This window comes from Mucilaginibacter frigoritolerans (assembly GCF_007830615.1).
Lineage (GTDB): Bacteria > Bacteroidota > Bacteroidia > Sphingobacteriales > Sphingobacteriaceae > Mucilaginibacter > Mucilaginibacter frigoritolerans.
Window position 1 is genome coordinate 110,335 of sequence record NZ_VLLI01000015.1, and the last position, 22,138, is coordinate 132,472.

Annotated in this window: 17 protein-coding genes and 1 tRNA gene; 1 reads left to right on the plus strand and 17 read right to left on the minus strand. The window is 36.1% G+C overall.

Annotated features, from left to right (window positions below):
• Positions 1–10 precede the first annotated feature (10 nt).
• From JN11_RS21370 to JN11_RS21385, 4 genes are all read right to left on the minus strand, one after another.
• Complete coding sequence (locus JN11_RS21370; protein WP_144916003.1) at positions 11–3,934, minus strand: PKD domain-containing protein; 3,924 nt, start codon at positions 3,932–3,934, stop codon at positions 11–13.
• A gap of 100 nt (positions 3,935–4,034) precedes the next feature.
• Positions 4,035–5,075: a guanine nucleotide exchange factor domain-containing protein gene (locus JN11_RS21375; protein WP_144916005.1), complete on the minus strand. Its 1,041-nt coding sequence runs from the start codon at positions 5,073–5,075 to the stop codon at positions 4,035–4,037.
• Between the two features lie 883 nt (positions 5,076–5,958).
• A complete protein-coding gene (locus tag JN11_RS21380) occupies positions 5,959–6,639 on the minus strand; it encodes a response regulator transcription factor (protein ID WP_144916007.1) in 681 nt (226 codons plus the stop codon).
• A complete protein-coding gene (locus tag JN11_RS21385; protein ID WP_170227821.1) occupies positions 6,629–8,011 on the minus strand; it encodes a sensor histidine kinase in 1,383 nt (460 codons plus the stop codon). Before JN11_RS21385 ends, JN11_RS21380 begins: the two co-directional genes overlap by 11 nt.
• A gap of 117 nt (positions 8,012–8,128) precedes the next feature.
• Between JN11_RS21385 and JN11_RS21390 the strand changes: the two genes are divergently transcribed.
• On the plus strand, positions 8,129–9,856 hold the full coding sequence (locus JN11_RS21390; RefSeq protein ID WP_144916010.1) for a hypothetical protein: 1,728 nt from the start codon (positions 8,129–8,131) through the stop codon (positions 9,854–9,856).
• Here JN11_RS21390 and JN11_RS21395 read toward each other — a convergent pair.
• The 13 genes from JN11_RS21395 to JN11_RS21455 all read right to left on the minus strand — a co-directional run.
• The gene (locus JN11_RS21395; protein ID WP_144916011.1) at positions 9,853–10,158 is read right to left on the minus strand and encodes an Arm DNA-binding domain-containing protein; all 306 of its coding nucleotides are present in this window, start codon (positions 10,156–10,158) and stop codon (positions 9,853–9,855) included. The two genes, JN11_RS21390 and JN11_RS21395, sit on opposite strands and share 4 nt — an antisense overlap.
• A gap of 313 nt (positions 10,159–10,471) precedes the next feature.
• Positions 10,472–10,545, minus strand: a tRNA-Ile gene (locus tag JN11_RS21400).
• Positions 10,546–10,710: 165 nt separating this feature from the next.
• Positions 10,711–12,060 carry a sugar transferase gene (locus tag JN11_RS21405; RefSeq protein ID WP_144916013.1) on the minus strand — a complete coding sequence of 450 codons (1,350 nt, stop codon included), beginning with the start codon at positions 12,058–12,060 and terminating at the stop codon, positions 10,711–10,713.
• Positions 12,061–12,187: 127 nt separating this feature from the next.
• Positions 12,188–13,297 carry a glycosyltransferase family 4 protein gene (locus JN11_RS21410; protein ID WP_144916015.1) on the minus strand — a complete coding sequence of 370 codons (1,110 nt, stop codon included), beginning with the start codon at positions 13,295–13,297 and terminating at the stop codon, positions 12,188–12,190.
• 3 nt (positions 13,298–13,300) lie between these two features.
• The gene (locus tag JN11_RS21415) at positions 13,301–13,831 is read right to left on the minus strand and encodes a serine O-acetyltransferase (RefSeq protein ID WP_144916016.1); all 531 of its coding nucleotides are present in this window, start codon (positions 13,829–13,831) and stop codon (positions 13,301–13,303) included.
• A complete protein-coding gene (locus JN11_RS21420; RefSeq protein ID WP_144916018.1) occupies positions 13,818–14,852 on the minus strand; it encodes a glycosyltransferase family 4 protein in 1,035 nt (344 codons plus the stop codon). The genes JN11_RS21415 and JN11_RS21420 overlap by 14 nt, the downstream gene beginning before the upstream one ends.
• Positions 14,853–14,885: 33 nt before the next feature.
• Complete coding sequence (locus tag JN11_RS21425; protein ID WP_144916019.1) at positions 14,886–16,106, minus strand: hypothetical protein; 1,221 nt, start codon at positions 16,104–16,106, stop codon at positions 14,886–14,888.
• Positions 16,107–16,208: 102 nt separating this feature from the next.
• Positions 16,209–17,258 carry a glycosyltransferase gene (locus tag JN11_RS21430; RefSeq protein ID WP_144916021.1) on the minus strand — a complete coding sequence of 350 codons (1,050 nt, stop codon included), beginning with the start codon at positions 17,256–17,258 and terminating at the stop codon, positions 16,209–16,211.
• Positions 17,221–18,126: a glycosyltransferase gene (locus JN11_RS21435; RefSeq protein WP_170227822.1), complete on the minus strand. Its 906-nt coding sequence runs from the start codon at positions 18,124–18,126 to the stop codon at positions 17,221–17,223. Before JN11_RS21435 ends, JN11_RS21430 begins: the two co-directional genes overlap by 38 nt.
• Positions 18,107–19,018: a glycosyltransferase family 2 protein gene (locus tag JN11_RS21440; protein ID WP_144916024.1), complete on the minus strand. Its 912-nt coding sequence runs from the start codon at positions 19,016–19,018 to the stop codon at positions 18,107–18,109. The genes JN11_RS21435 and JN11_RS21440 overlap by 20 nt, the downstream gene beginning before the upstream one ends.
• A gap of 1 nt (position 19,019) precedes the next feature.
• Positions 19,020–20,450 (minus strand): flippase, encoded by a 1,431-nt coding sequence (locus JN11_RS21445; protein WP_144916025.1) that lies wholly within the window; start codon positions 20,448–20,450, stop codon positions 19,020–19,022.
• 13 nt (positions 20,451–20,463) lie between these two features.
• Complete coding sequence (locus tag JN11_RS21450; protein ID WP_144916027.1) at positions 20,464–21,543, minus strand: Wzz/FepE/Etk N-terminal domain-containing protein; 1,080 nt, start codon at positions 21,541–21,543, stop codon at positions 20,464–20,466.
• Between the two features lie 24 nt (positions 21,544–21,567).
• Positions 21,568–22,138 (minus strand): capsule biosynthesis GfcC family protein (locus tag JN11_RS21455; RefSeq protein ID WP_211360869.1); only part of this gene is annotated, 571 nt, incomplete at its 5' end.

Below are 22,138 nucleotides of genomic sequence, written 5' to 3' on the forward strand. Positions count from 1 at the left end.
TCAATAGTGATTAGCTTCCGATTGTTCCGCAACCGGCAGTGGTTAATACAATATTCAGTGTTCCGTTAACTGCTACGGTAGCGGTAATGGTATACGTTGATTGCACCCCCAAACACTGGCTATCTCCCATGTCATTATTATCATACACCTCTAAATGGTTAAATCCTGTTCCCGTAACCGTAATGGTAATAGTGTAAGTCCCATTTGCAATAGCCGCTCCGTTTAAAGTAGAACCGGTGAAATTATAGGTGTGGCTGCTATTGGTAAAAGTTATGGCGCTGATGGATGTATTATTTATAGTAGAGTTGTTGCTATAGTTGATTGTACCTGTTGCCTGGATAACTGTTACATTTATTGGAACAGCTATTTTTGTAGGAAAATAGGGAGATGTTACTGTTAACTTAACAGTATATGTGCCCGGTAAAGCATACGTATGTGTAGCGGTTTGCCCGGTTGTTCCGTCTCCAAAATCCCAATTATAAACCAATCCTACCGCACTACAGCCATCAATACCAGCAATAGTAACTAAAAAGTTAACTGGGGTTGCGGTAGTGATTTGTTGTTGATTCGTACTAATTACGGGTGTTCCATAATCTGCTACATTTTGAGGGGTCATGTAAGCCTTCTTTAAAACAATATTTTTATCCTGGTCAAACTGCAAAAGCAAACGCCCCCACTGGTCATTTGTATAATAAGCAGATATTCCGTTAGTATTAGTTTGGGCTATTTTATAATGGGTGGTAGGATCATAAGCAAAAGACGTTGCTGTTGCTATATCCGGATATAGAATCACATCATCAATAACCACAGCTGCGCTTGTTGTTACCGTTGCGGTAAACGTGCCAGCCAGCCCCGTCAACGGGATTTTCACTTCACCATATTGCCAGGCTCCCGCAGTACTAAATACAATAGTTTTGACAATGCTGGTGCTACCACTGGTAAGTGTTATGGTTATAGTAGTTGGCACACTGGTGGGACTAGCCCATATCGAAAATATGTAGTTTTGTGCCTTGGTATTTTTAGTAATGGCCTGGGTAAGAGTCTGTGTACTTCCTAAGTTGTATCCTTTACCTGTATGTCCCGTGATGTTGGTGCTACCTGATCCTGTAACCGAAAAAACGGGCGTTGGAGGCGGAAAACTACTATCAAAATCATTAAATGCTACTTCGTTGTAGTTAGCATTATTAAAAGCTATTATTGGATTACCATAATTATCCTCGGTAAAGGTGGTAGTAATATGATTATGCCCGTCATCAGCGGTTTGCAACATGCCATCGCCATCATATTGATCGTAATTGGCAGATGGTAATACCGGGTAGTTACCATCTTTAGTCAATGTTTGCCCGCTGATAGACATCGGAGTAAAACTACCTCCTTGCGGAAGTACAAACTTAAATTGCTGTGAAGGCAGATAATTGGTGGTTGAACCTGCCGTAAATGCATTATATAAACTTAAGGAGCCACCGGTGGTAAGTGTAGTGCTGTTACGGGTTACCTGCTGGTAACTTTCAACCGGAGCATTAATGTTCTGTAGTTGCAGATTGTATAAAGCGTTAATATTTGCATTGCTGTTGGTAGCGCTTTGCAAGTAATCTTTAACATATGTGTAGTGAGTAGTTAAAATGCTACCATCACTATTGGTTGCTTGCCGCTGGGTTAACAGTTTGTGGTTACTGCTGCCGTAAGTATAGTTGGTCGTTGTAGTTTGTTGTAAACTTAAATTCTGTGAATCATATACCGTTTTGCTTTCCGAAGCGGTTAGCTCACTAGTGTTGTAATAAATTAAATATTTATCATATCCTTCTACCAGTAGGGAGCCATCTATTTCGTCGTCTGTTTTAAAGGCGGTCATCACCGAGGGACTGAAAGAGCGGGAATAGGTGTAATCGGATTCGCTGACCTTGGTACCGGCATCATTAGTCGTAATTACTTTCTGTGGCAGTCCCCGTTCAAAATCATAGTTTGGATTAGGAATAAACGGATATGAATTAGTGCTATTAGTAACCAGCCATGGAGCAGTGGTAGTACACCCAGTGCGTGCAATATAATCTATCGTTGGGGACCATTCGGTACTGCACCCGGCACATGCCGGTGCCGCGCTGGCATCCCAATAGGTTCCGGGAACCAGATATTGGTACTGCACACTACCTGCACCTGTTTGACTCACCTTTACATTGGTATACATAATGGTATGGTCTTCTGCTGAAAGGTCATTATCAGAGGTTACCGTTGCCAAATTCCATTCACTTTGCCCGGTAGCTCCACCTGTATAAGGCAGCGTGAATGCATAAGCCGGTAGTGTTATGGGTTTTCCGCTAGAAAGTCCGGTTGATCCCAGATAAGTATAATTCCTGGTGATGCTTTGACCAGTGACATTATCATTATCAATCAATTGTTTTACGCGTATACCACCTCCCTGAATAGTTGTATTGGAGGGCACATCCAGGTAATCATTAGATTCATATACAATGCTGGTGCTGCCTCCTGTAGCGTAGGTAATCTTACTCAAACTACCATCAATTACATTCACCGGATCAGCAGCCCTACTGTTACCGCTATTAATATAAGTATAGTTGCCTGCTAAAGTAGGCTGATAGTTTGCGTAACGATAACCACCTGCTGTAGGCAGCATCATAATTTTAGGCATCAATGAGGTATTGGAACTGGCAGCATAATATCCCCAGTAATCCTGCTGAAAAGTCGTAGAGTCAGGAAGTGCCGTAGTATAATTTCCCGTTGTTGGTTGTGTTTCGCCGTAATACGAAAAGTTATAATTAACCGGAGTGCAACTTATTGCATAATTATCATCATTGAAATTTCTTAAAAAATAACGGACATATCCGGTATTATACGGGACACCACTATAATTAAAGGTGAAAGTTCTCCCAGGAGCGTTTATACTGCTGATTACCGTCTGGTTTGTCCCAGAGGTTCCTCCACTGGCGGCTTGCCAGCTTGCAGCAATCCAGGTAAAGCTTATATTAATGGGTTGTGACGCTCCCCACACGTTGGTGGTAGTAATAGCAGTTAATGTTAATGGTGTTGTTGTTTGTACAATATTATATTGAAGGCTCGCTGTACTAGCACCACTTACGTAAAGCGAGACTTTGTCGGTTCCAGTACGAGGAGAGGCAGTTGTATAACTTAACAGTACACCGTTACCTGTAGCATCCGTTATGCTGCTTAAATCCCAACTGTCGGCAAAGGTTATTCCATGCTGGTATTGTTTATACTTTGTGGTGAAATAGGTTTGGCTGCCGCCGCTGGTTGTTTGGGTGGTGTATTCCGGATTCCCGAACACGTAAGTAATGCCTCTGTCATTGGTAATACTAAAAGAAAATATATTACCGTTGGCAAGTAATACTGTGCTTATTTTTAAGTCCTGGTAGCTCACTGGCCTGAATTGAGCGGGAGAAGTACTTCTATCATATACCAGTTGACAGGACAGACCCGGGGCATTTACATAAAACATATCCGGCTCACTGTCATTATTGTATGGGAAAAAGTTATTGATATAGGTAATATCATTGGTTTCATCAGTGCAGGTATTAAATAAGCCATCATTTTGAATGGTGAAACCGCTGATGTATTGGGGATAGGTATCGTTGGTACTCATCCATCCGTAAAGGATGTTATTGGCGTTATCTTTTGTACAATCATCGGGCAAACCGCGTACTACCCTGCTGATCTGTCCTCCTGCATTAAGCTGCCAATTCATCCCGGCTGTACCTTCTACGTCTTTGGGCTTTACACCTGTGCTGCTATAAGAAAGTGATATGGGTACAACCACCTGCCCGCTTTTTAGCGTGTATATGGGAATATTAATACTTGCTGTTCCGGTTAATGGATCTACCGAAACCGGGCCTTGTGAAAAAGACTTTTGCCACAAAAGGAAAAAACAAACCGTTATATAGAAAACAAATTTTATGTTCATGAAAGTGCTGATTTAAAAGCTCGGGTAATGAGTACGCCCAAACCACATAATATATCTAAGTAAATTTTCAATGGTGAACAATATGCTCAGACAACCGCTCTTATTGCTTTTGATTTAATTGCTTAAGAATGGCAGCCATCTGTTGCTTCAATAAGTCAATCTGCTCCTGCTCCGATTGCAGCTTAATGTCTTGTACCGCAATTGTAGTTTGTAGTTTTTTGTTAATTACTTCCTGCACCTGTTCTTTTTTATCCTTTTCAATCAAATACAGCGTCAGTTCTTCTACTTTTTTCATCAATACCTTATTCATTTCCCCCAAATTAAGGCCTTCTTTATCAATGTCCAGTGCCGATGGTACATCCGGCAAATGATGATTTTGATCGATATAAGTCTTTATACTTGCAAGAGAAGGAAGAGAATAATCTTTTTTGAAAACATAATCTGGCCAGTTAGCAACGGCTTTAACAGTAAAAGATGTAGCCACCGCCGAACCAGCTACAGCCAGCAGATAGCTACCTTGTTTGCCTTGTGTATTACCAATAAGAACCTGTCCATTACCCATTATCCACATCAATTGCGTTTCATTATTATTATTGTCATGGTTATAAAATGAAAAACCTCCAGTTGTGCCTGGCCCCTGGTTGGATATCAAATCGGTCTCACCGGCGCCAGAAGTCCGGTTCCAGCCAACTAAAAGGTCTCCTGTATTCGCAAGAAAGTTTGTATTTACATAAGTATGATCTAAATTGCCGTTACCAATTATTGCTGTACCAGAAACATGAAGGTTCGCTAAGGGGCTTGCGGTACCAATTCCAATATTACCACTGGGATTTATACTAAAATAATAATATTGAACACCGCTTATCAGGGAAGAAATTGTTAAATTATTACTGGTTTGCGATTTTTGTTGTACAAGCCATTCTGTAACGGATCCTCCATTATAAATATGAATTCCAGCCTGTCCGGTAACACTTGAGGAAAAAAGTCCGTTGACTTCGAGCTTGTAAGAAGGAGTCGTTGTTCCAATACCAACGTTCCCGGTATTGCTGTTAAAGATATTAGTGCCACTAACTGTCCATTGGGCATAAGAGAAATGGAATATTGTTAGAACAAAAATTAAGGTTAAGAAGATTTTTTTCATAAAAATAAAGGCTAAGTATTTAATTTAAATGTGATGATTAAAGATCAGGCGCGGCAATTCAAACAAATAATAACTATAATATACTTCCTTCAATCCTTTAAAAGGAAACATGAAGCAATGTTATTACATCAGCATTTGATATGTGCGATAAAATTTGATTTATGCTTCGATTTCAGAGTTATCTGACAAAGAAAAAACAGACAATAACTTGTCGTAATCGTAAATATTGTTGAATAAAGTTGTAATATGCATGTTTAAGTATTCGACTATGTGATTAGTTTTAGAGTATCCCAAAGTAAGCTGCTTATACTAAACATAAAACAGGTAAGAATGTAACTTTTACGTTACTATTCAAAGTTTCAACTCTAACTCAATTTAAACTTCTCAACTATTATTACCCTATATTGAATTACAATTCTATATTATAAATATGCCTTTTGTTAATCTGTTATAAACAGATATCAGTTCATTTTAAATCAATCGCCCTCTACATCTGGCTGACAGCTTGGCATTGTTATATGGTACATTTCTTCGTCAATGGGTGTATAAGTATACTTTATTAAATGGAAAATGAGCTATTCAGGAGATGTATAAGCTATTGACCGGAGTTGATGGCGACTAGCCAACATTTTCAAACGAGCCCGTTCGAGCCCAATTAGGGGCTATCAATAGGTAGTAGTTTATTAAAGCTTGCCAATACTTAATGCCAAATTCAACTTTAACCTTAAAATTACCCGATTTTAAGGCGATCAATATCTTCGACGATTTAGCCAGGGTTTTCAAACGAGTTTCGTTCGAGCTCAATTAAACACGAACAACTTTTCGAGTCGTTAAAAATGAGCGGCCAAAGCCGCAGATGAGGCAGGTAGTTCATCGGAAATCATCAGCAAGAAAACCGGATGCCAAGTCCTCTAATACTTTCTATTTGTATCTTACTGTCTTCTGATAACAACTTCCTTAAGCGGGTAACAAACACATCCATGCTTCTTCCACTGAAAAAATCAGGTTCTTTCCAAAGATGGACTAAGATATCATTTCGCTTGATTAATTGATTTTGTCGTTCAAAAAGATAAAGGAGCAAGTCAGCTTCTTTTTCGGTCAACGTTTTTTCGAACGTTGGAGAGATCAGGCGTTGATTCTTTATTTCAAAGCGGTATAGGCCAATCTCGATAATCTCGAAGTCCGATTTTCTTTGGAGATTTGTTCGTCTTAAAATATTTTCAATGCGTAATATCAGTTCGTCCGGATCGAAGGGTTTGTGAATATAGTCATCTGCACCGAGCCTTAAACCCTGTATAATATCTCCCTTAAGTGTTCGGGCAGTTAAAAATAAAAAGGGGATTTGAGGATAGGATGGTTTTAATTTTTCGATGAGGGTAAAGCCATCCTCTTTTGGCATCATGATATCCACCACTAATACGTCGTAAAGATCGCGCTTAATGGCAGCCCTCGCTTCTTCACCATTAAATACCTGGTGCACTATAAAGCCATTCATCTCCAAATATTCTTTCAAATGAAAACCCAGGTCATAATCATCTTCCACCAGCAACAATTTAGTTTTCATTTATTGGTAATTTAATGGTAAAAGTGCATCCCCCTCCTTCTTTACTAAATAACGTCAGACTTCCGCCGAGCTGTTGAACAGCCTGTTTACTAATGTATAAACCTAAGCCTAGCCCTTTAACAGTATGCTTATTACGTTCTGGTACGCGGTAGAATTTATCAAACACACTATGTTGTTCGGTAATAGGAATACCCGGACCAAGATCAATTATTTTAATTATATAGAAATCATGTTGTGCGTAGGCCTTAAATGTAATCTTTAAACTTTCAGGGCTATATTTTATTGCATTGTCAATCAGGTTGTTTAAAGCCTTGTCCAATACTGCCAAATTCGTTCTTAGCTCTTGTGAGATTGGCTCAATAATAGCTTCCAACAGGTGCTTTTCAAGCCGGAGGTCACTGGCATATTCCCTTAAATGTTGGCTAATATCACAGCGGCAAAGCTCTGGCTGAAATTCAGTTACCATTGCACTTTCCAAAACGCTATCAGTAATTGCTTGTATTTTTTCGTATTGCCGCTTCAGTGATTGCAAAAGCTGCCCTAAGTGAACTTGATTTTCCAATACTTCCTTTCTTTCGAGACTTTTAAACATCACCTTTACGGAACTTAAAGGGGTTTTCAACTCGTGCGTAATATTATTGGCGAAGTCCTTCTGTATGTCCGTTAATCTTTTTTGCTTGAGGATTGCGCTGAACATAGCATAAAATAAAACAATCTCTGCAAGCAGTAATCCGGCCGCCAGTAAGAACGTGCTCGTCATACGTTTCATGATTTCGCCCTGACCTTTCGCGATATTAATAAACTGTTTACCCTGAAACTTGACTTTTAAGTTATGAAAATCTTTTAGATTAGGATTAAGTTGTAGGTTTTTCTCATCTATTATTCCCTGAAAATTCCGCACTTGCAACAAGCAGTCACCATCCGTCAATCTGTTTTGGGAACGATCTGCCTGATTGACCAGTTGAACCAGTGAAAAGCTGTTGCCATTTATTTCTATAGTGAATAAATCATAGCTGGACGAGTAGGATACGTCTTTAAGTGCGTTCATCCTACGAAAAGAATCATTGTATTGCCTTTCAAGCCCAAAAACTGTCGAATTGCTTTGATCTATGATGATATTAAAAAGCTGTTGCCGGATAGTTACTGGGACAGCTTTTTTTGAAAAAACAGCTGTAATACGACTCAATAACTGTTTTTCGATCCCGGGTTCTTTACTGATAATCGTATTTGCTACCGCTTTAACTTCCTTTTCGTACTCCACTTTTGTTAGCCTATAGGTATTGCTAATCAACTGATACTGGATATAAATAAGTAACCCTACAATTGACAGGCAGGCCACTAACAATAGCTTTATCTTACCGGAAGTATTCATTATAGCAAAGATAACGATTGCTATGGGGCAAACCGTTTGCATCGCATGTCATTAACATTTCGTTAACCGTCTTTAATCTTCCCAAAGGGTAACTTTGAATGAAAATTATTTTATCATATGGATAGCGCAAAAACCTATACTCTCATCAACATAGCCTTTATATCGGCATTAAAAGAAAATTGCATAGGTGCTATATTGAGTTTAGTGTTGCTGTTAAATACAATTAACGTCACTGCACAATCAGTTTCTTCACCAGCAGAGCTAATGCAGCAAGGCGAAGCATATTATCATCGAAAGGACTTTCTAACCTCTGCCCTCTTATATGGCAAGGCAGTTAAATTACTTCCCGACACTGCTATCGGTAGTTCGAGATATATGGCTGCTTATAATGGTGCTTGCTCCTGGGTATTATCAGGGCAGCCTGATAGCGCTTTTGTGTTGTTGAACATAATTGCAAAGGAAACTAACTTTGCATCATTTTATTCCCAAATGATTAAAGACAGTGATTTGAACACGTTGCATCCCGATGCTCGCTGGCAGCGACTCTGCATCATAATGAAATACTATAGTGATCAACTGGCGCATGAGAGAATGCAACAAGAATTTAATCTTAATGATACAACCAAACGCATAAACAACTGTATTTTTAATAACAACAAATATTGGTCGGAAAGGGCCGCTAAGTTATCTATAAAGTCTTTGTATAAAACCATTGCTAACTTTAACGATTTTCCTGATGCGCCACGAAAAGGCTGCTGGACATTGTATCATATCAAAGTAAATGACACCTTATCTGTTCCTTACCTTATTCATATACCTGCCCAATACAATCCCAAAAAGAAATCTCCGCTATATATCTTTCTACATGGAGGTGTTGGCAGGTCGGAATTTTCAGACCCATTGGATGAAATTCAGTTGGAAACACCCTTGCTTAAAAGGGTTTTACAGCAACAAGCGTTCGTGATTTTACCGTTTGCCGATAAGAATTTTAACTGGCTTTATCATCAACAGGCGTTTAATGCTGTCTTAAAGGAAATTAAAGAAGCCAAAGGCTTATATAATATTAATAATAACAAGATTTACATTGGCGGTCATTCAGACGGCGGACGAGGCTCATTCTGGTTTGCTCTACACCAGCGAACGCCTTTTGCGGCCTTTTTTGCATTAAATTACTTCCCGACATTATTGAACGGCAATACACCGTTACGAAACTTAAAGAACATTGTTCCGTTCTTAGGCATAAGTGGAATACAAGATCAGGGGTTTAACTTCAAACAGATAACGCAATTTGTTGAATATGGGCGGTCAACTGGTGCAAATTGGAATAATCTAGGATTAGAAGGGGCCCATACACTTCCGTATGATAAGCCGGACTCTGTTTATTTCCTGTTTGACCAGATAATTAAATATAATAGAAATCCGATACCGTCTAAGTTAGAATGGGAAACGGAAAATCTAAATAATTCGGAATGTTATTGGCTAAAAGTAACGGAATTGGACACTGGTAAAGTTAGTGAAACTTGGCACAAGCCGCTGAATCCTAATATTACTTCCATTAAATCAGGCAAAGACGAGATTAGAGATTTAAATAAGAAAAAATCAGGCGCAGTAATTGCAGAAATAAAGGGTAATCATATCTATATTAAAGCATCCCGCATCAGATCATTAGAAATTTTAGTACCTGAACCATGGAGTGAAAAATATCGCCATCTGGTTATTTATGTTAATAATAAACCGGGACACAAAGTCTCTATAAATCCTACTAAATCAATTTTGCTTGGCGACTTTCTTCAAAGGCTGGACAGGGAATTTTTAATTGTCGATCAAATAAAAATCTCTATTTAAAGGAACATGGCTTTTAGTAATTGCGGCGTGACCTCTTTTCTCGCGATCTGTAATTGCTGGTAATAGGTGGTGATGGTAAATTTCACCTGCTCCCGGTATGCATTCGTCTCTTTTGCTTCGGGAACTTTGATTTTCAGTCCAACGCAGCCTTTGTCCCAGTTCTCGACTTTAACGTAATGTTTCAGCGCAAAATGGATACGCTCTCTGTTGATCGTTACGGACACGTACACGTTGGTCACGCCATCCTTTGCCTTTTCTTTTTTGATGGTGAAATGCACACCAAATGACTGCGATGTTTTCATTTTTTAACAGTTTTTAAATGAATAAATGATTAATTACCGCCAGAAACCGTCATTTTCAGGGGCCAGAAAAGGCGCAGGAAAGATTTGAATTACAGTCTTTTTAAGTCTTTTTTGATCTATATATAAAGACTTAATTATCTGTTTAACAGCCAATTAACCCATAAATGCGCCTAAAATTAAAAACTAATTTCAGGGTGCCGGATTGGTGTTCCAAAGCATGTATTCGTAAGGACTGAAAAGGATTAGAATAAAATAAAAAACCCTCTAAATCAACGACTTAGAGGGTTTTTAGATGTGATAAAATCACATTTTGTGCGCCCACCTGGGCTCGAACCAGGGACCAAAAGATTATGAGTCTTCTACTCTAACCGACTGAGCTATAGGCGCGGTTTCTATTTCCAGATGCCCAGTATCTATAATTTAACATAAATACACACCAGACTTTTTCTGAGCTGCAAATGTAAAAAAAAGTTGGCTAGTTAAAAATGAAAAATGAAATAACTGGTAAAAAACGTGTAACTTATTATATCTATTTGGATATCAGATTGAAAATTATTTCCCCTTACGTTGGATCATCACCTTTACGGTTTTATAAATAATATTCATGTCTGAGTTCAGGTTTATGTTTTGAAGATAAATCAAATCATATCTCACCCGAGTACACATTTGATCGATATTTTCTGCATACCCGTAATGAACCTGTCCTATAGAAGTTAATCCCGGTTTTAAACGAAGTAGTTTCTTATAATGTGGTGTTTGCTCAACAATCTTTTCGATAAAATGTTGTCGTTCTGGGCGCGGCCCTACTACTGACATTTCACCTTTTAACACATTCCAAAATTGGGGTAACTCGTCTAACCGCGTTTCTCTCATTATCCTTCCCCATTTAGTAATACGTGGATCATTGTCTCTGGATAACTGTGGGCCAAATTTTTCCGAGTCAATATACATACTTCTAAATTTGTATATATGAAATGGTTTTTCGTGCCTACCAATTCTTTCTTGTTTATAAAAAGCTGGACCTTTAGAAGTTATTTTTGTTACTACGTATAAAATCAAAAACGCTGGAGCCCCAATTATCATTACACCTGTAGAAAACAAAACATCAAAACACCTTTTTAAAATTCTTATTTTAAAACTTATTTCTGGGTGAGATGTAATATGCAAAACAGGTACACTATCATAGTTAACCAATTGTGCATAATTATTACTGAGTATTAAATCTGAAACAACTTTAATCTTTATAAAATTCTCATCTCCTATACGAATTAACTTCTTCAACAACTCACCATTCATTTCTTTATAACAGATAAATATTTCATCAGGCTTTTTTATGAGAATGTTATTTATCAGAATATCTTCAGACATAGTAGATATTTGATCTTCAGTAATAAAATCTGTTAAATCATATCCGTATTCCGGATGATGAGCGAAAGAATTAACTAAACGATCTGCGATATTTTTATCTCCAATTATTAAAATCTGACGGTGATTATATCCTTTTTTTCTATAGAAATCCAAAAAGAAAAATAACAATGACCTGTGTATAATTATTAACAAAAAGAACAAAGAATAACTTATCATTACCTCTGATCTGGAGATATCATACACTTTAAAGAAATATATAATACTGAAAACAAGTAAGAGATTGTAAATAAGAGTAAGCAAAAATTTGTTTATAGTGTCTTTTAGTACTAAAGGGCGTTTTATACTGAAATTTTTTGAAGCTAATGAAACAACTATCCATGCAATGTTTACAACGGCTATGAAAATTGCTGAGGTATTTTGAATATGATAGGTGTCAAACGTTATTAGATGCGAATTATACAAAGCTATGTTTAACAATAACAAATCAGAACCAAACACGGCTGCTGGTAAATGTTTTGAGTAGCGTATAGACATAAGGTTAGTTTTTTTGTAAAGTTATAACAAATTAATCAATTAAGTAAAATAGTATTAAAAAAAAGCCATTTCAATGAAAATATTTCATTAAAATCCCCTTAACAATAATAAGGCCAAACCACACTGGCTATTTCCTATTATCAACTATTGTTGCTATAAATTCACTTAGTTCCTTACTAAAGCGTTGAGACGAAAACAAAGACGCATGTTTCGCTATTTCGGAAGGGATAAAAATATTTAAATTATTTTCAAAATAATCAACGGCTTCGGTTATAGAAGAGACAGTTTGTTCATAATAGTATACACCTGTTTTGTTGTCAACAACAGTCTCCTTTACTCCGCCTTTACCATAGGCAATAACTGGTGTTCCGCAAGCCTGTGCCTCAACAGGTAAAATACCAAAATCTTCTTCGGCTGCAAAAACAAAAGCTTTAGCCCGCGATAAATAACTTTTCAACACATCTAACGGCTGATATCCCAATAAAACAGTGTTACTAGCAGCTATTTTTTGAATTCGCTTAAAGTCCGGGCCATCACCCATTACAAAAAGTTTTTTATCCGGCATCTGGGCAAATGCCTTTACAATAAGATCGATTTTTTTGTACGGAACAAACCTTGAACAGGTAAAGTAAAAATCTTCTTTAATTTCACAGAGCTCAAAACTCTCCAAATCGACATTTGGATAAATGGTTTTACTTTCTCTCCTGTATATTTTTTTTATTCTTCTTCCAATGTAATCCGAATTCGAAATAAAATAATCCACCCTGTTTGATGAAATAACGTCCCACTGGCGCATACGGTGCAGTACCATTTTAACAAAGAAACCCTTCAATCCTTTGCTAAGGCCTAAATCTCTAATATATTGATGGTAGAGATCCCATGCATATCGCATGGGCGAATGGCAGTAACAAATGTGTATTTGCCCCGAATGTGTTAATACTCCCTTAGCAACGGCATGCGATGAAGAAATAATTAAATCGTACGAAGAAAGATCAAATTGTTCTATTGCCAACGGGTACAGTGGCAAGTAATTTCTATACTTTGTTTTAGCAAAAGGCAGCCTTTGTATAAATGATGTAAATACTTTATTGTTTTCTAACCCCAATGTCTTAATAGTTTCTTTCTGTGCTACTAAAGTGTATATATCTGCCTGCGGATATAAAACAGCAATTTCTTTAAGAACATTTTCAGAGCCACCAATTACAGTAAACCAGTCGTGTACAAGTGCTACTTTCAAAATTTATTTATTATTTATAACAAAATTATCATGGGGTAATTTACAAACACTATTGGCAGGTATATTATTTATTATTAAACAATTGGCTCCGATAGTAGTATAATTACCTATATTAATATTACCCAAAAGTATAGCTCCCGTACAAATTATACAACCCTCTTCAATCACCGGATACCCGTCGCTGGGGGATATTATGGGTCCTACTCCTCTTCTTCCTAAAGTTACACCATGAAAAAGAATAACATTCGACTTAATTTCAACTCCCGATCCAATAACCAAGCCCACTCCGTGAACAATTACAATGCCACCATTTATTTTTGCCTTATAATCAATATCGATCCCGTACAGTATTTGCACTATCCGGGTTAAAATCGCCGGTAATACTGGTATCTTGTACTTGTAAAACAAATTGGATAAACGGTAAAATAACAAAGCATGGAATCCCCTGTTAAAAAAAAAAATTACAGCCTTATTTACCAATGAAAATCTTTTGCCGGCTTTCAGATCTTCATTTATCTCTCTAAACAAGTTCATTTATATTTTTTAATACTTTTTGACCTGATTCAAGCCAATTAAACCTTTTTAAATTTTCTTTCCCCGCCAAGGTTAATTCTGTTTTAAGTTTATTGTTTGTTAACAAATTAATAATTTTTTCTTTTATATCTTCAATATTATATGGGTCTGCATACAAGGCAGCATCCAAACAAACTTCTCTGTGAGCCGAAATATCTGATACAATTACCGGACATCCCATACTCATCGCCTCCAGAGGTGGTAAACCAAACCCTTCATAGAAACTTAAATATATAAAAGCTTCCGCGTATCGCATTAGTGAGGCCAGTTCATCATCTGAAACATAATTTTTTATTATAATGCGCTCGGAAAGAAGCGTTTCATCTAATTCAAAATTATCCTTCTTTAATCCAACAATAAGCAAATTAACCTTTTCGTCGACATCTTTATAGGCCTTTAAAAGATTATTTAAATTCTTTCGGGGATCTAACGACGAAACACTAAGCAAATACCTGCCAGTCTCAATTTGCTCAAAGTTATTATTTGTATTTAAATTAGAAGAATTATATACAACCGTTATCTTATCTTGTTTAATATTAAGGTATTTAAGAATATCTTTTTTTGATGAATTACTAACAGTAAATAGTCTCAAGCATCTTTTTGCAATATGCGGGATTAAAAAGTTATACCATAAATAAAATGACCACGAAAACCATCTTGGGTTCACTCTATAAGACATGTCATGTATGGTAACTGCCTGATTTTTATAAAAGATCATTCCGGTATTGCAGAAATTAACCAGTAATGGTTTACCTTTTGATCTCAAATAAAATCTCAAATCAATCTGTTCCCAAACAACGCCTTTGTTTTTGCCTACCACTATCGCCCCCAGTTCTCTGGCTAAATCGCTATCAATTACATCAAAGGGGGTAACGAAAACGATTTCACTGTTCAGCTTATGCAATACTTTTGATATTTCTATTGCGAAACGTTGAACACCGGTTACCTTTTGTGTAAGAAATCGTGCGTTTACAATTATCATTATAAATTGATACGTTATTGTAAATAATTAAGGCTAACTAACTTTAACTCTGAATGCATAAAAAATGAGCACAATAACAGGTGGAAGGGCATAGATTGATAGCGTAAAAAACTCAGAAAGCGAGGCAAATATGGATATATTTATTACAATAATTACAGTTGCTACTAAAATTGATTGAGACTTGTATATCCAATATTTTGTAAACTTCAGAAACAAACCTTTTAAAAATCCCGACAGAAAACAAAATGCTACCACTCCTATCCACTGAAAAGAAACATATCCCCAAAGTGGGGCAGCAAGACGTTTTCCACCCGAAATTAATGTTGTAATATCTTCACCTGGATTTGTAACCCTCAATGTATAAACTGCGGGATTCCACTCATAATGACTTGGTATAAGCCCACCCAGCACTGTTCGACCATATGTCCATAATGGATTTTTATTAAAAAAGTCCATGAACGTTAACTGGTCTTGAATATCTATCGAGCCGGCTGATGCGATGCGCCAAAACAGGTGATCATCCTTAAAATTTGAACTCACCTTATCAAAATCCCGTACGCCAATAACAAAATAAAAAACAGAGCTAAGCAGATAAATTGAGATCAGAAAGACTATCAAAAATGTAAATGTCCATCTGTTTTTGAACGACATGATTATTGCTACAGCTAAAACCACTCCGCTAAATGCCGGTCCGCGCGATAGCGATACTGACATTAATGCAACAGCTATAATTGCCCCCAATAAAAAGGGCTTCTTCTTTTTGTCATTATACCACACTATAATAGCAATAGGAGTAACGGTAGTAAGGATAAAGAACGATGATAAATAAACTATAGAAACATAAAAAGGCACCTGATAAACTCCTCTGAAAAATTTTGCCGCTACAGGATCGGCAGCAAAGGCAGGTACAAATCCCATCATCAAATAGCCCAGTATTTGCCCAATAATACCACCTATCAAAAACACTTTGGTTACCTTAATAATCTTCTTCTTATAAACCTCAGTATCAAGCAGAGCAAACGAAAAATTAGAAAACCTGACAGGTTTAATTAGGAATCCTAAATAAAGACCTATTATATAAAAAAGCGCTCCTACAAATAAAATTAAGGTATAAAGAGAAACAACATCGCTGGAAAAATCTTCCTGGTCTTTTAAAATAACTGCCGGTATAAAATACGCAATAAAGATGAACCCGACATTTAAATGAGCCATTACATTATATCTGCTTGGCCAAACTAAATAGGTGCCAATCATAAATACTGAACAGCATAAAAAAATTAGAATTCCCTGCATTATGGTATAAGCTTATTTGGGGTTGATATATTGTGAACAATCATTTTTTTATTAACAATAGCACTACTTCGTAATTAATATTTTAAAAATAGATGCCGATGTTTTATAAACAAGTTTAAGCTTTCCTTTTAGTAATCTTTTTAATATTGCAAATGCTACTCCCGGCAATACCGTGAATAAACGAAATGGATACCATTTTTTTATAAACTTAACTCTATTTGTTATTGAATAATATTCGGCATTAAAGGTATCTCTTTGTTTTCCGTTATTGACGGTGATAGAAGAACCTTCTTTGTGATAAACAATTGCATTTGGAGCCACCGTTATTTTGAATCCATATTTATGGGCCATTTGCATCCAATCCAGCTCCTCAAAATACAAAAAGTAATCTTCACACATTAATCCCGCTGTTTTGATAAATAATTTAGGTAGAAAAATAGCGGCGCCTATTATATAATCATATCGGCCCAATTTATAATTATCAAATTGACCAAGGTCTTTTTGACCATCGCCGATATGATAATGTTTACCTATCCAGGTATTATATTTTCCTGCAATTGCTTGGAGGATATCCGGGTTATAATAATATTTTAGTTTTGAACCTATTAAACTACGTATATCACTTCCAGCTTTATAAAAAGCCATTAAATTAGTTAACGTTTCTTTCTCAACAACCGTGTCATTGTTTAAAATCCATATAAATGAATCATCTGTGCCATTTTTTAAAATATATCTTAAAGCAATATTGTTTGCCGCAGCAAATCCATTGTTTGTTGCCCTTATAATTATTATTTTCTCTTCAAATAACTCCTTACTTTGGTTAAAATCGCTTTCATTAATAATGATATGATCTATTGGCTTTTGTGTTGCAGGAAAAACCAAATACTCAAAATTTGTATGTATCCCCCTGTAATTTCCATCAGTTACCCATGTTGAAAAATTATTAATGGATTCGTCATTGGCTGAATTATCAATAAGAAATATCTGAAAATTTAAATAAGTTGATTTTAACAAACTTTCAAGACACTCAATTGTGTCTGAATAATTGTTATGATTAACTAAAACAATATAAACCTTATCCATGGATACCTGCCTCTTTTTCAGCACTGCCATATTGATTATATCTTGATAATCCGAAGTCTTTTACACCCTCAAAAAATCGGCTCAAATAAGTCTTTTTATCAGGATAAAATAAAAGTATCTTAATAAGTACTTTTAATAAATAATAGCCCCTTGCAAGTACAAATTTAAAATCAACAAAAAAATACTTTGAGCATAAAAAAAGCACATTTCTCGACATGTAATAGTATCTAATGGGATTATGCAACGTAAACCTGCCTTTTCTCTTCAACTTGTTATCACCCTGTTCATAAACCTCGCCGATCATATGTTCCATTAATATTTCTTTTGAGATTAATATTTTATATCCATTTTTTCTCAATTTCAGGCAATAATCATGATCAACCTCATCAATAAATAATTTGTCTTCATATCCGCCAACTTTTTTCCACGCTTTCAGGTTAATAATATTACCGGATGTTACTGCAAAATGAATCTCGTTAAACTGCGTAGAAAAGTTTTTTTGCCACCGGTCATATTCAGTAGTATAAGAAGCGGCCACTAAGCCAGTCTCTTTATTTTGATCAATGTATTTGCTCCATAAGTCAAAAAACAATTCACCCGAAAGGCGTGAATCCTGATCCATTGTTAAAAGCCAGCGATAGTTACACTCAAACGCCAACCTGGCACCCAAATTTAGTGCAGATGCAACGCCTATATTCTTGTAATTAGCAATGTATTTAATCCTGGATCCTAATAATTCTATTTTTTTTTCTAAATCAGTATCAGGGCTTTCACTATTATCAATAACATATAATATATCCAGAAACGGCAGGTAACTTTCTATATTTTTCGCTACTGCAATAGTTGGATTATATAAAATTATACAACCTGCCAATAATTTACTTTTGTCCTCTTCCAAAATATTTTGAATAAGTTAGTCGCCTGTTAATTCGCTGAAAAAGGTAGTTTTTATCTTCCTGCTTAATAAATCTTTCTATAATTTCTATTTGTTCATTGCTTAGTTTAAACCGGCACTTTGCCAAAAATAGTTTTGCCAGGATAAATTGGTGGGGCAAAAACTTCTGTTTTTTTCCTAATAGCTTAACATCGTTTACTATTCTGATAAAAAAAGTTGGCTTTGCAACGTAGCTATCAGAAAATGTAATATTATTTTCGTGTTGCCGGTATAATACAAGTTTATCATTCAAAAACTTAACATTGCCAATTGAATAGGCAATTAGCGCCAGCCATTCGTCATGCAGGCACGCCGAACTATCCATCAAAAAAAACTCCGCGGCCATTGCATGATTAATAATCATTGTACAACCCGTTACCACGTTCCCATATAAAAGGGTCGAAAGGTTAATCTTACAAGGGTTGATCTTTTGTTCCATCCAAAAAGATTCCGAGATTACATTTTCATTTTTATCAATAACTTTAAGATTTGAATATACCAATGCCGGTGTAAAATTATTGTCCAAAAGCGTCATTTCAGCGGCCAGTAGTTGCAATTTATTGGGCTCCCAAATATCGTCCTGATCTGCAAACGCGATCCAATTAACTGGAGAAGCTAATTTAGCTGCCTTTTTAAAATTCTCAACAACTCCTAATTGGTATTCATTAGTATGTAACTTAATGATATTGTTATCAAGTGCATTTATGATGGCGACGGTTCCATCGCTTGATTTGTCGTCGCAAATGATAATTTCATCAGGTATCAAGGACTGGTTTAAGATAGATTCTAATTGTTTTAGAATGTATTTTTCACCATTAAATGTTGCTATAATTACTGAGATACCCCGCACTGACATTTTATTTGCTTTTTATATAATAAGCACTCAATAGTTCATTTAATACACTGCTTTTTATCAGTTTTAACTGAATAACAAAATATGAGGCAACAAATAAAATTGCGCTAACACCTAAAAAACAATAGGCATTTAAATTCAAAGTTCTGAAAAACAAAACAATAATTATAAAAGGAACACATGCAAGCAGATTAAGAAGTATGGGCTTATGTGATATCTTAAAATTTATCACCCTAAAACAAAAAAACATGTAAGCAGAGGTAACTATCAGCTCTGAAATTACATTGGCAACCGCTGCGCCATTTTGTTTATAAACCGGTATCATGATACAATTTAATGATAAATTAAAAATCATACCTAAAACAACCGAAATTAACACTTCACGTTCTTTCCCGGCAGGTATAAGTATCTGAAAGCCCCAAAAATTACCTAAAGCTATAATTAGGGCCAATGGCGATAATATCTGCATGGTTAATATTGCTTCGTTAAATTGAATACCCGAAAAAACGTAAATTAACTGGGGAGCCAAAAACAACAAACCGATACAAACGGGCACGGCCAGTATCACTACATAATTAAAGGCCTTATTAAGTATTAATTTTAAAGCTTCCGCATCCTGGCCTGCGAAAAACTTGGATATACGTGGCATTAATACTGCGCCTGCCGACAGAATTAACGGAATTGATATTTTGGTAAGTTTAATAGATGCTGAATATAGCCCAACCGCTTTATCATCCGCAAAAAAACCAATAAGTATGGTATCCAACATCGTATACATACTGGTTGCCACAGTAGTACCAAAAGTGTAAGCTAATGGTTTGATGTGTTTTCTAATACCCTTATAAGAAATTGATACATACCTGGCAATGGAAATTATATTGATGATATTGTTTCCTAATATTGATACCAGGCTAATGATGAGGTATATGTTATAATCGGATTTTACTTTTACAAAGAAAAACAAGCAGATTAATGATAAAATTTTTACTGATACAGATCTTATAGCAATCAATTTAAAATCTTCGATACCCGAAAAATACCAGTCAACAGATGAAAAACTCATTAAAATAATCAATCCCGAAAGGATATAAAGCGTTCTTTCATCGTGAAAGAAGGGAAATGACAGAACAACAATGATATATAGCACCGTTATTAACAGGCTGCAAAAGATATGGATAGATAACAGCTCTCCTAAATTTTTGTATACTAACTTGCTGTCGTGTGCAGATTGTGATATTAACCTTACACCATAAATTGGAATGCCAAGTGCCGCTATTAACGCAAAATACTGCGTAAATGATAAAATAAATTGAACCTTACCTATACCAACAGGGCCCAAAATTTTTGCCGCATATGGAAAACTGATAACCGGAAAAAGAATATTAAAACCGGTTAACAGTAAATTAAAAATATAATTCTTTTTAACAGTACTCAATTGTTATAAAAGATTATGCATTTTTTACGAAAATATAGAGCCTGGCAGCTATTATGTAAATAATACCCAAAAAAAATCCTGCTACAATTCCCACAAATGCTCCTAGTAATTTCCCTATTTTATCTACTTCAAGTGGTATTATTGGTTCGTCTATTAATTGTATTAAAGGTGTTTCCTGTCTCAAAGAGATCTTAGTTACTTCCAGGTTTTTTATTATTTCGCTATAAATTGCAGCATTTGCCTGCACATCAATTTGCTTCTTCTGACTTGGAAGCGTAAGCGACTTTAAAGTTGGATTAGGGTTAGGATTAGCATCTGTTGACTGAGCCACTTTGCCAAGAGAATTGTTTAGAATACTTCTTACACTATCGGCCTGGCGCTGTAAAACCTGAACGCTTTGAGAGGTCTTTCTGGTTTGCGTTTGGACGTAAAAATTATTTACATTTTGAACCAATGTTTGATTAAAAAGCTGTGCAAATAGCTCGTCTTTAAACTTTATTTCAACATTTATAATGCTCAACTTCTTATCAGGTTTGGTTACCGTTAAAATATTCTTGTTAAAATATTTAACAAGATCTCTAAGTATACTATCTTTTTTGCGCGAAAAAAGCTTAGGATTTCCGGTAAAATCCATATTCGTTAAATCATCTTTTTTGCCCCAGGGCAGCCAACTTCTACTTGATTCTGTATACCTATTAATAAGCATTTGTTTTTTGTCATCGATAGTTACAGTAGTTAGTAATGTTTTTTCGATCATAAGCCGGGATTTATACAACTCAAGTATATTATCTCCCTGAAACAATCCCTTTTCTGACCCGCTTCCTAAGTCTATTCCGGCAAGTGAGGCAAGGCTTGAATATTGGCTAAGCCCTAAACCTCCGGAATGACCATTTTCTTCTAAAACAAATGTGGAAGTTGCCTTGTAAACCGGACTTGCGATAAATGAATATAATAATCCTATTATAAAACCACTTATGGTAAACCAAATTAAAATTTTACGCTTACTTTTTACGTAGCGTATGGACGATTTAATTTTAGATACTAATTCTTTAACAGAGATTTCATCAGTTTCAATTTTATCGATTTTATCCATATATCGTTGTGTCGCTCTTAGTATCTATTTATTTAAACTAATAATTCCGAAAATGATGGCACCCAGTGATGCAAGGGCTGTAGCATAACCTACTATCTGTGATCCCAGGTCTGTGCGCGGAGGAAGTTTCTTAGGTACATAAATCTCACTCCCTGGTTTTACCCCAGGATGATTGTTCCAGAACAGAATTTTACGCGTTGCATGTACCGTACCATTCGGGTATACGATATATGCACCCCGCTTTAATGCACTCGGTGAATAGCCTCCTGCATTGTACACGTAATCTGTAAATGATCTGCCACTGCTGTATACTACCGCACTTGGATATAATACCTCACCGTTTACTCGTACTATCTGCTGCTGTTTCGGTACCCTGATCTCATCTCCGTCTTCTACCAATAAGTCTATATTGCTGCCCGGTTTCTCCAGTATCTTTTTCAAGTCTATCCCTACAAAGTTGTTACGCTGAATTGTGTCTGATGAACTCGTTTTCGTACTGTCCTTATAATTCTTCTTTAACCGGTCCAGTCTCGCCTGGCGTTCGCGTTCCAGTTCTGCTGTGTCCGCCTTGTTTTTGTCTACGCCCAGTATCGCT

Coding starts and splice junctions, on each gene's coding strand:
- JN11_RS21375 (WP_144916005.1), bottom strand. CDS start 5,075: ATGAAAAAAATCTTCTTAACCTTAATTTTTGTTCTAACAATATTCCAT.
- JN11_RS21415 (WP_144916016.1), bottom strand. CDS start 13,831: ATGAACTTGTTTAGAGAGATAAATGAAGATCTGAAAGCCGGCAAAAGA.
- JN11_RS21430 (WP_144916021.1), bottom strand. CDS start 17,258: ATGGCAGTGCTGAAAAAGAGGCAGGTATCCATGGATAAGGTTTATATT.
- JN11_RS21440 (WP_144916024.1), bottom strand. CDS start 19,018: ATGTCAGTGCGGGGTATCTCAGTAATTATAGCAACATTTAATGGTGAA.
- JN11_RS21380 (WP_144916007.1), bottom strand. CDS start 6,639: ATGAAAACTAAATTGTTGCTGGTGGAAGATGATTATGACCTGGGTTTT.
- JN11_RS21395 (WP_144916011.1), bottom strand. CDS start 10,158: ATGAAAACATCGCAGTCATTTGGTGTGCATTTCACCATCAAAAAAGAA.
- JN11_RS21370 (WP_144916003.1), bottom strand. CDS start 3,934: ATGAACATAAAATTTGTTTTCTATATAACGGTTTGTTTTTTCCTTTTG.
- JN11_RS21385 (WP_170227821.1), bottom strand. CDS start 8,011: ATGAATACTTCCGGTAAGATAAAGCTATTGTTAGTGGCCTGCCTGTCA.
- JN11_RS21405 (WP_144916013.1), bottom strand. CDS start 12,060: ATGTCTATACGCTACTCAAAACATTTACCAGCAGCCGTGTTTGGTTCT.
- JN11_RS21425 (WP_144916019.1), bottom strand. CDS start 16,106: ATGATTGGCACCTATTTAGTTTGGCCAAGCAGATATAATGTAATGGCT.
- JN11_RS21420 (WP_144916018.1), bottom strand. CDS start 14,852: ATGATAATTGTAAACGCACGATTTCTTACACAAAAGGTAACCGGTGTT.
- JN11_RS21450 (WP_144916027.1), bottom strand. CDS start 21,543: ATGGATAAAATCGATAAAATTGAAACTGATGAAATCTCTGTTAAAGAA.
- JN11_RS21390 (WP_144916010.1), top strand. CDS start 8,129: ATGGATAGCGCAAAAACCTATACTCTCATCAACATAGCCTTTATATCG.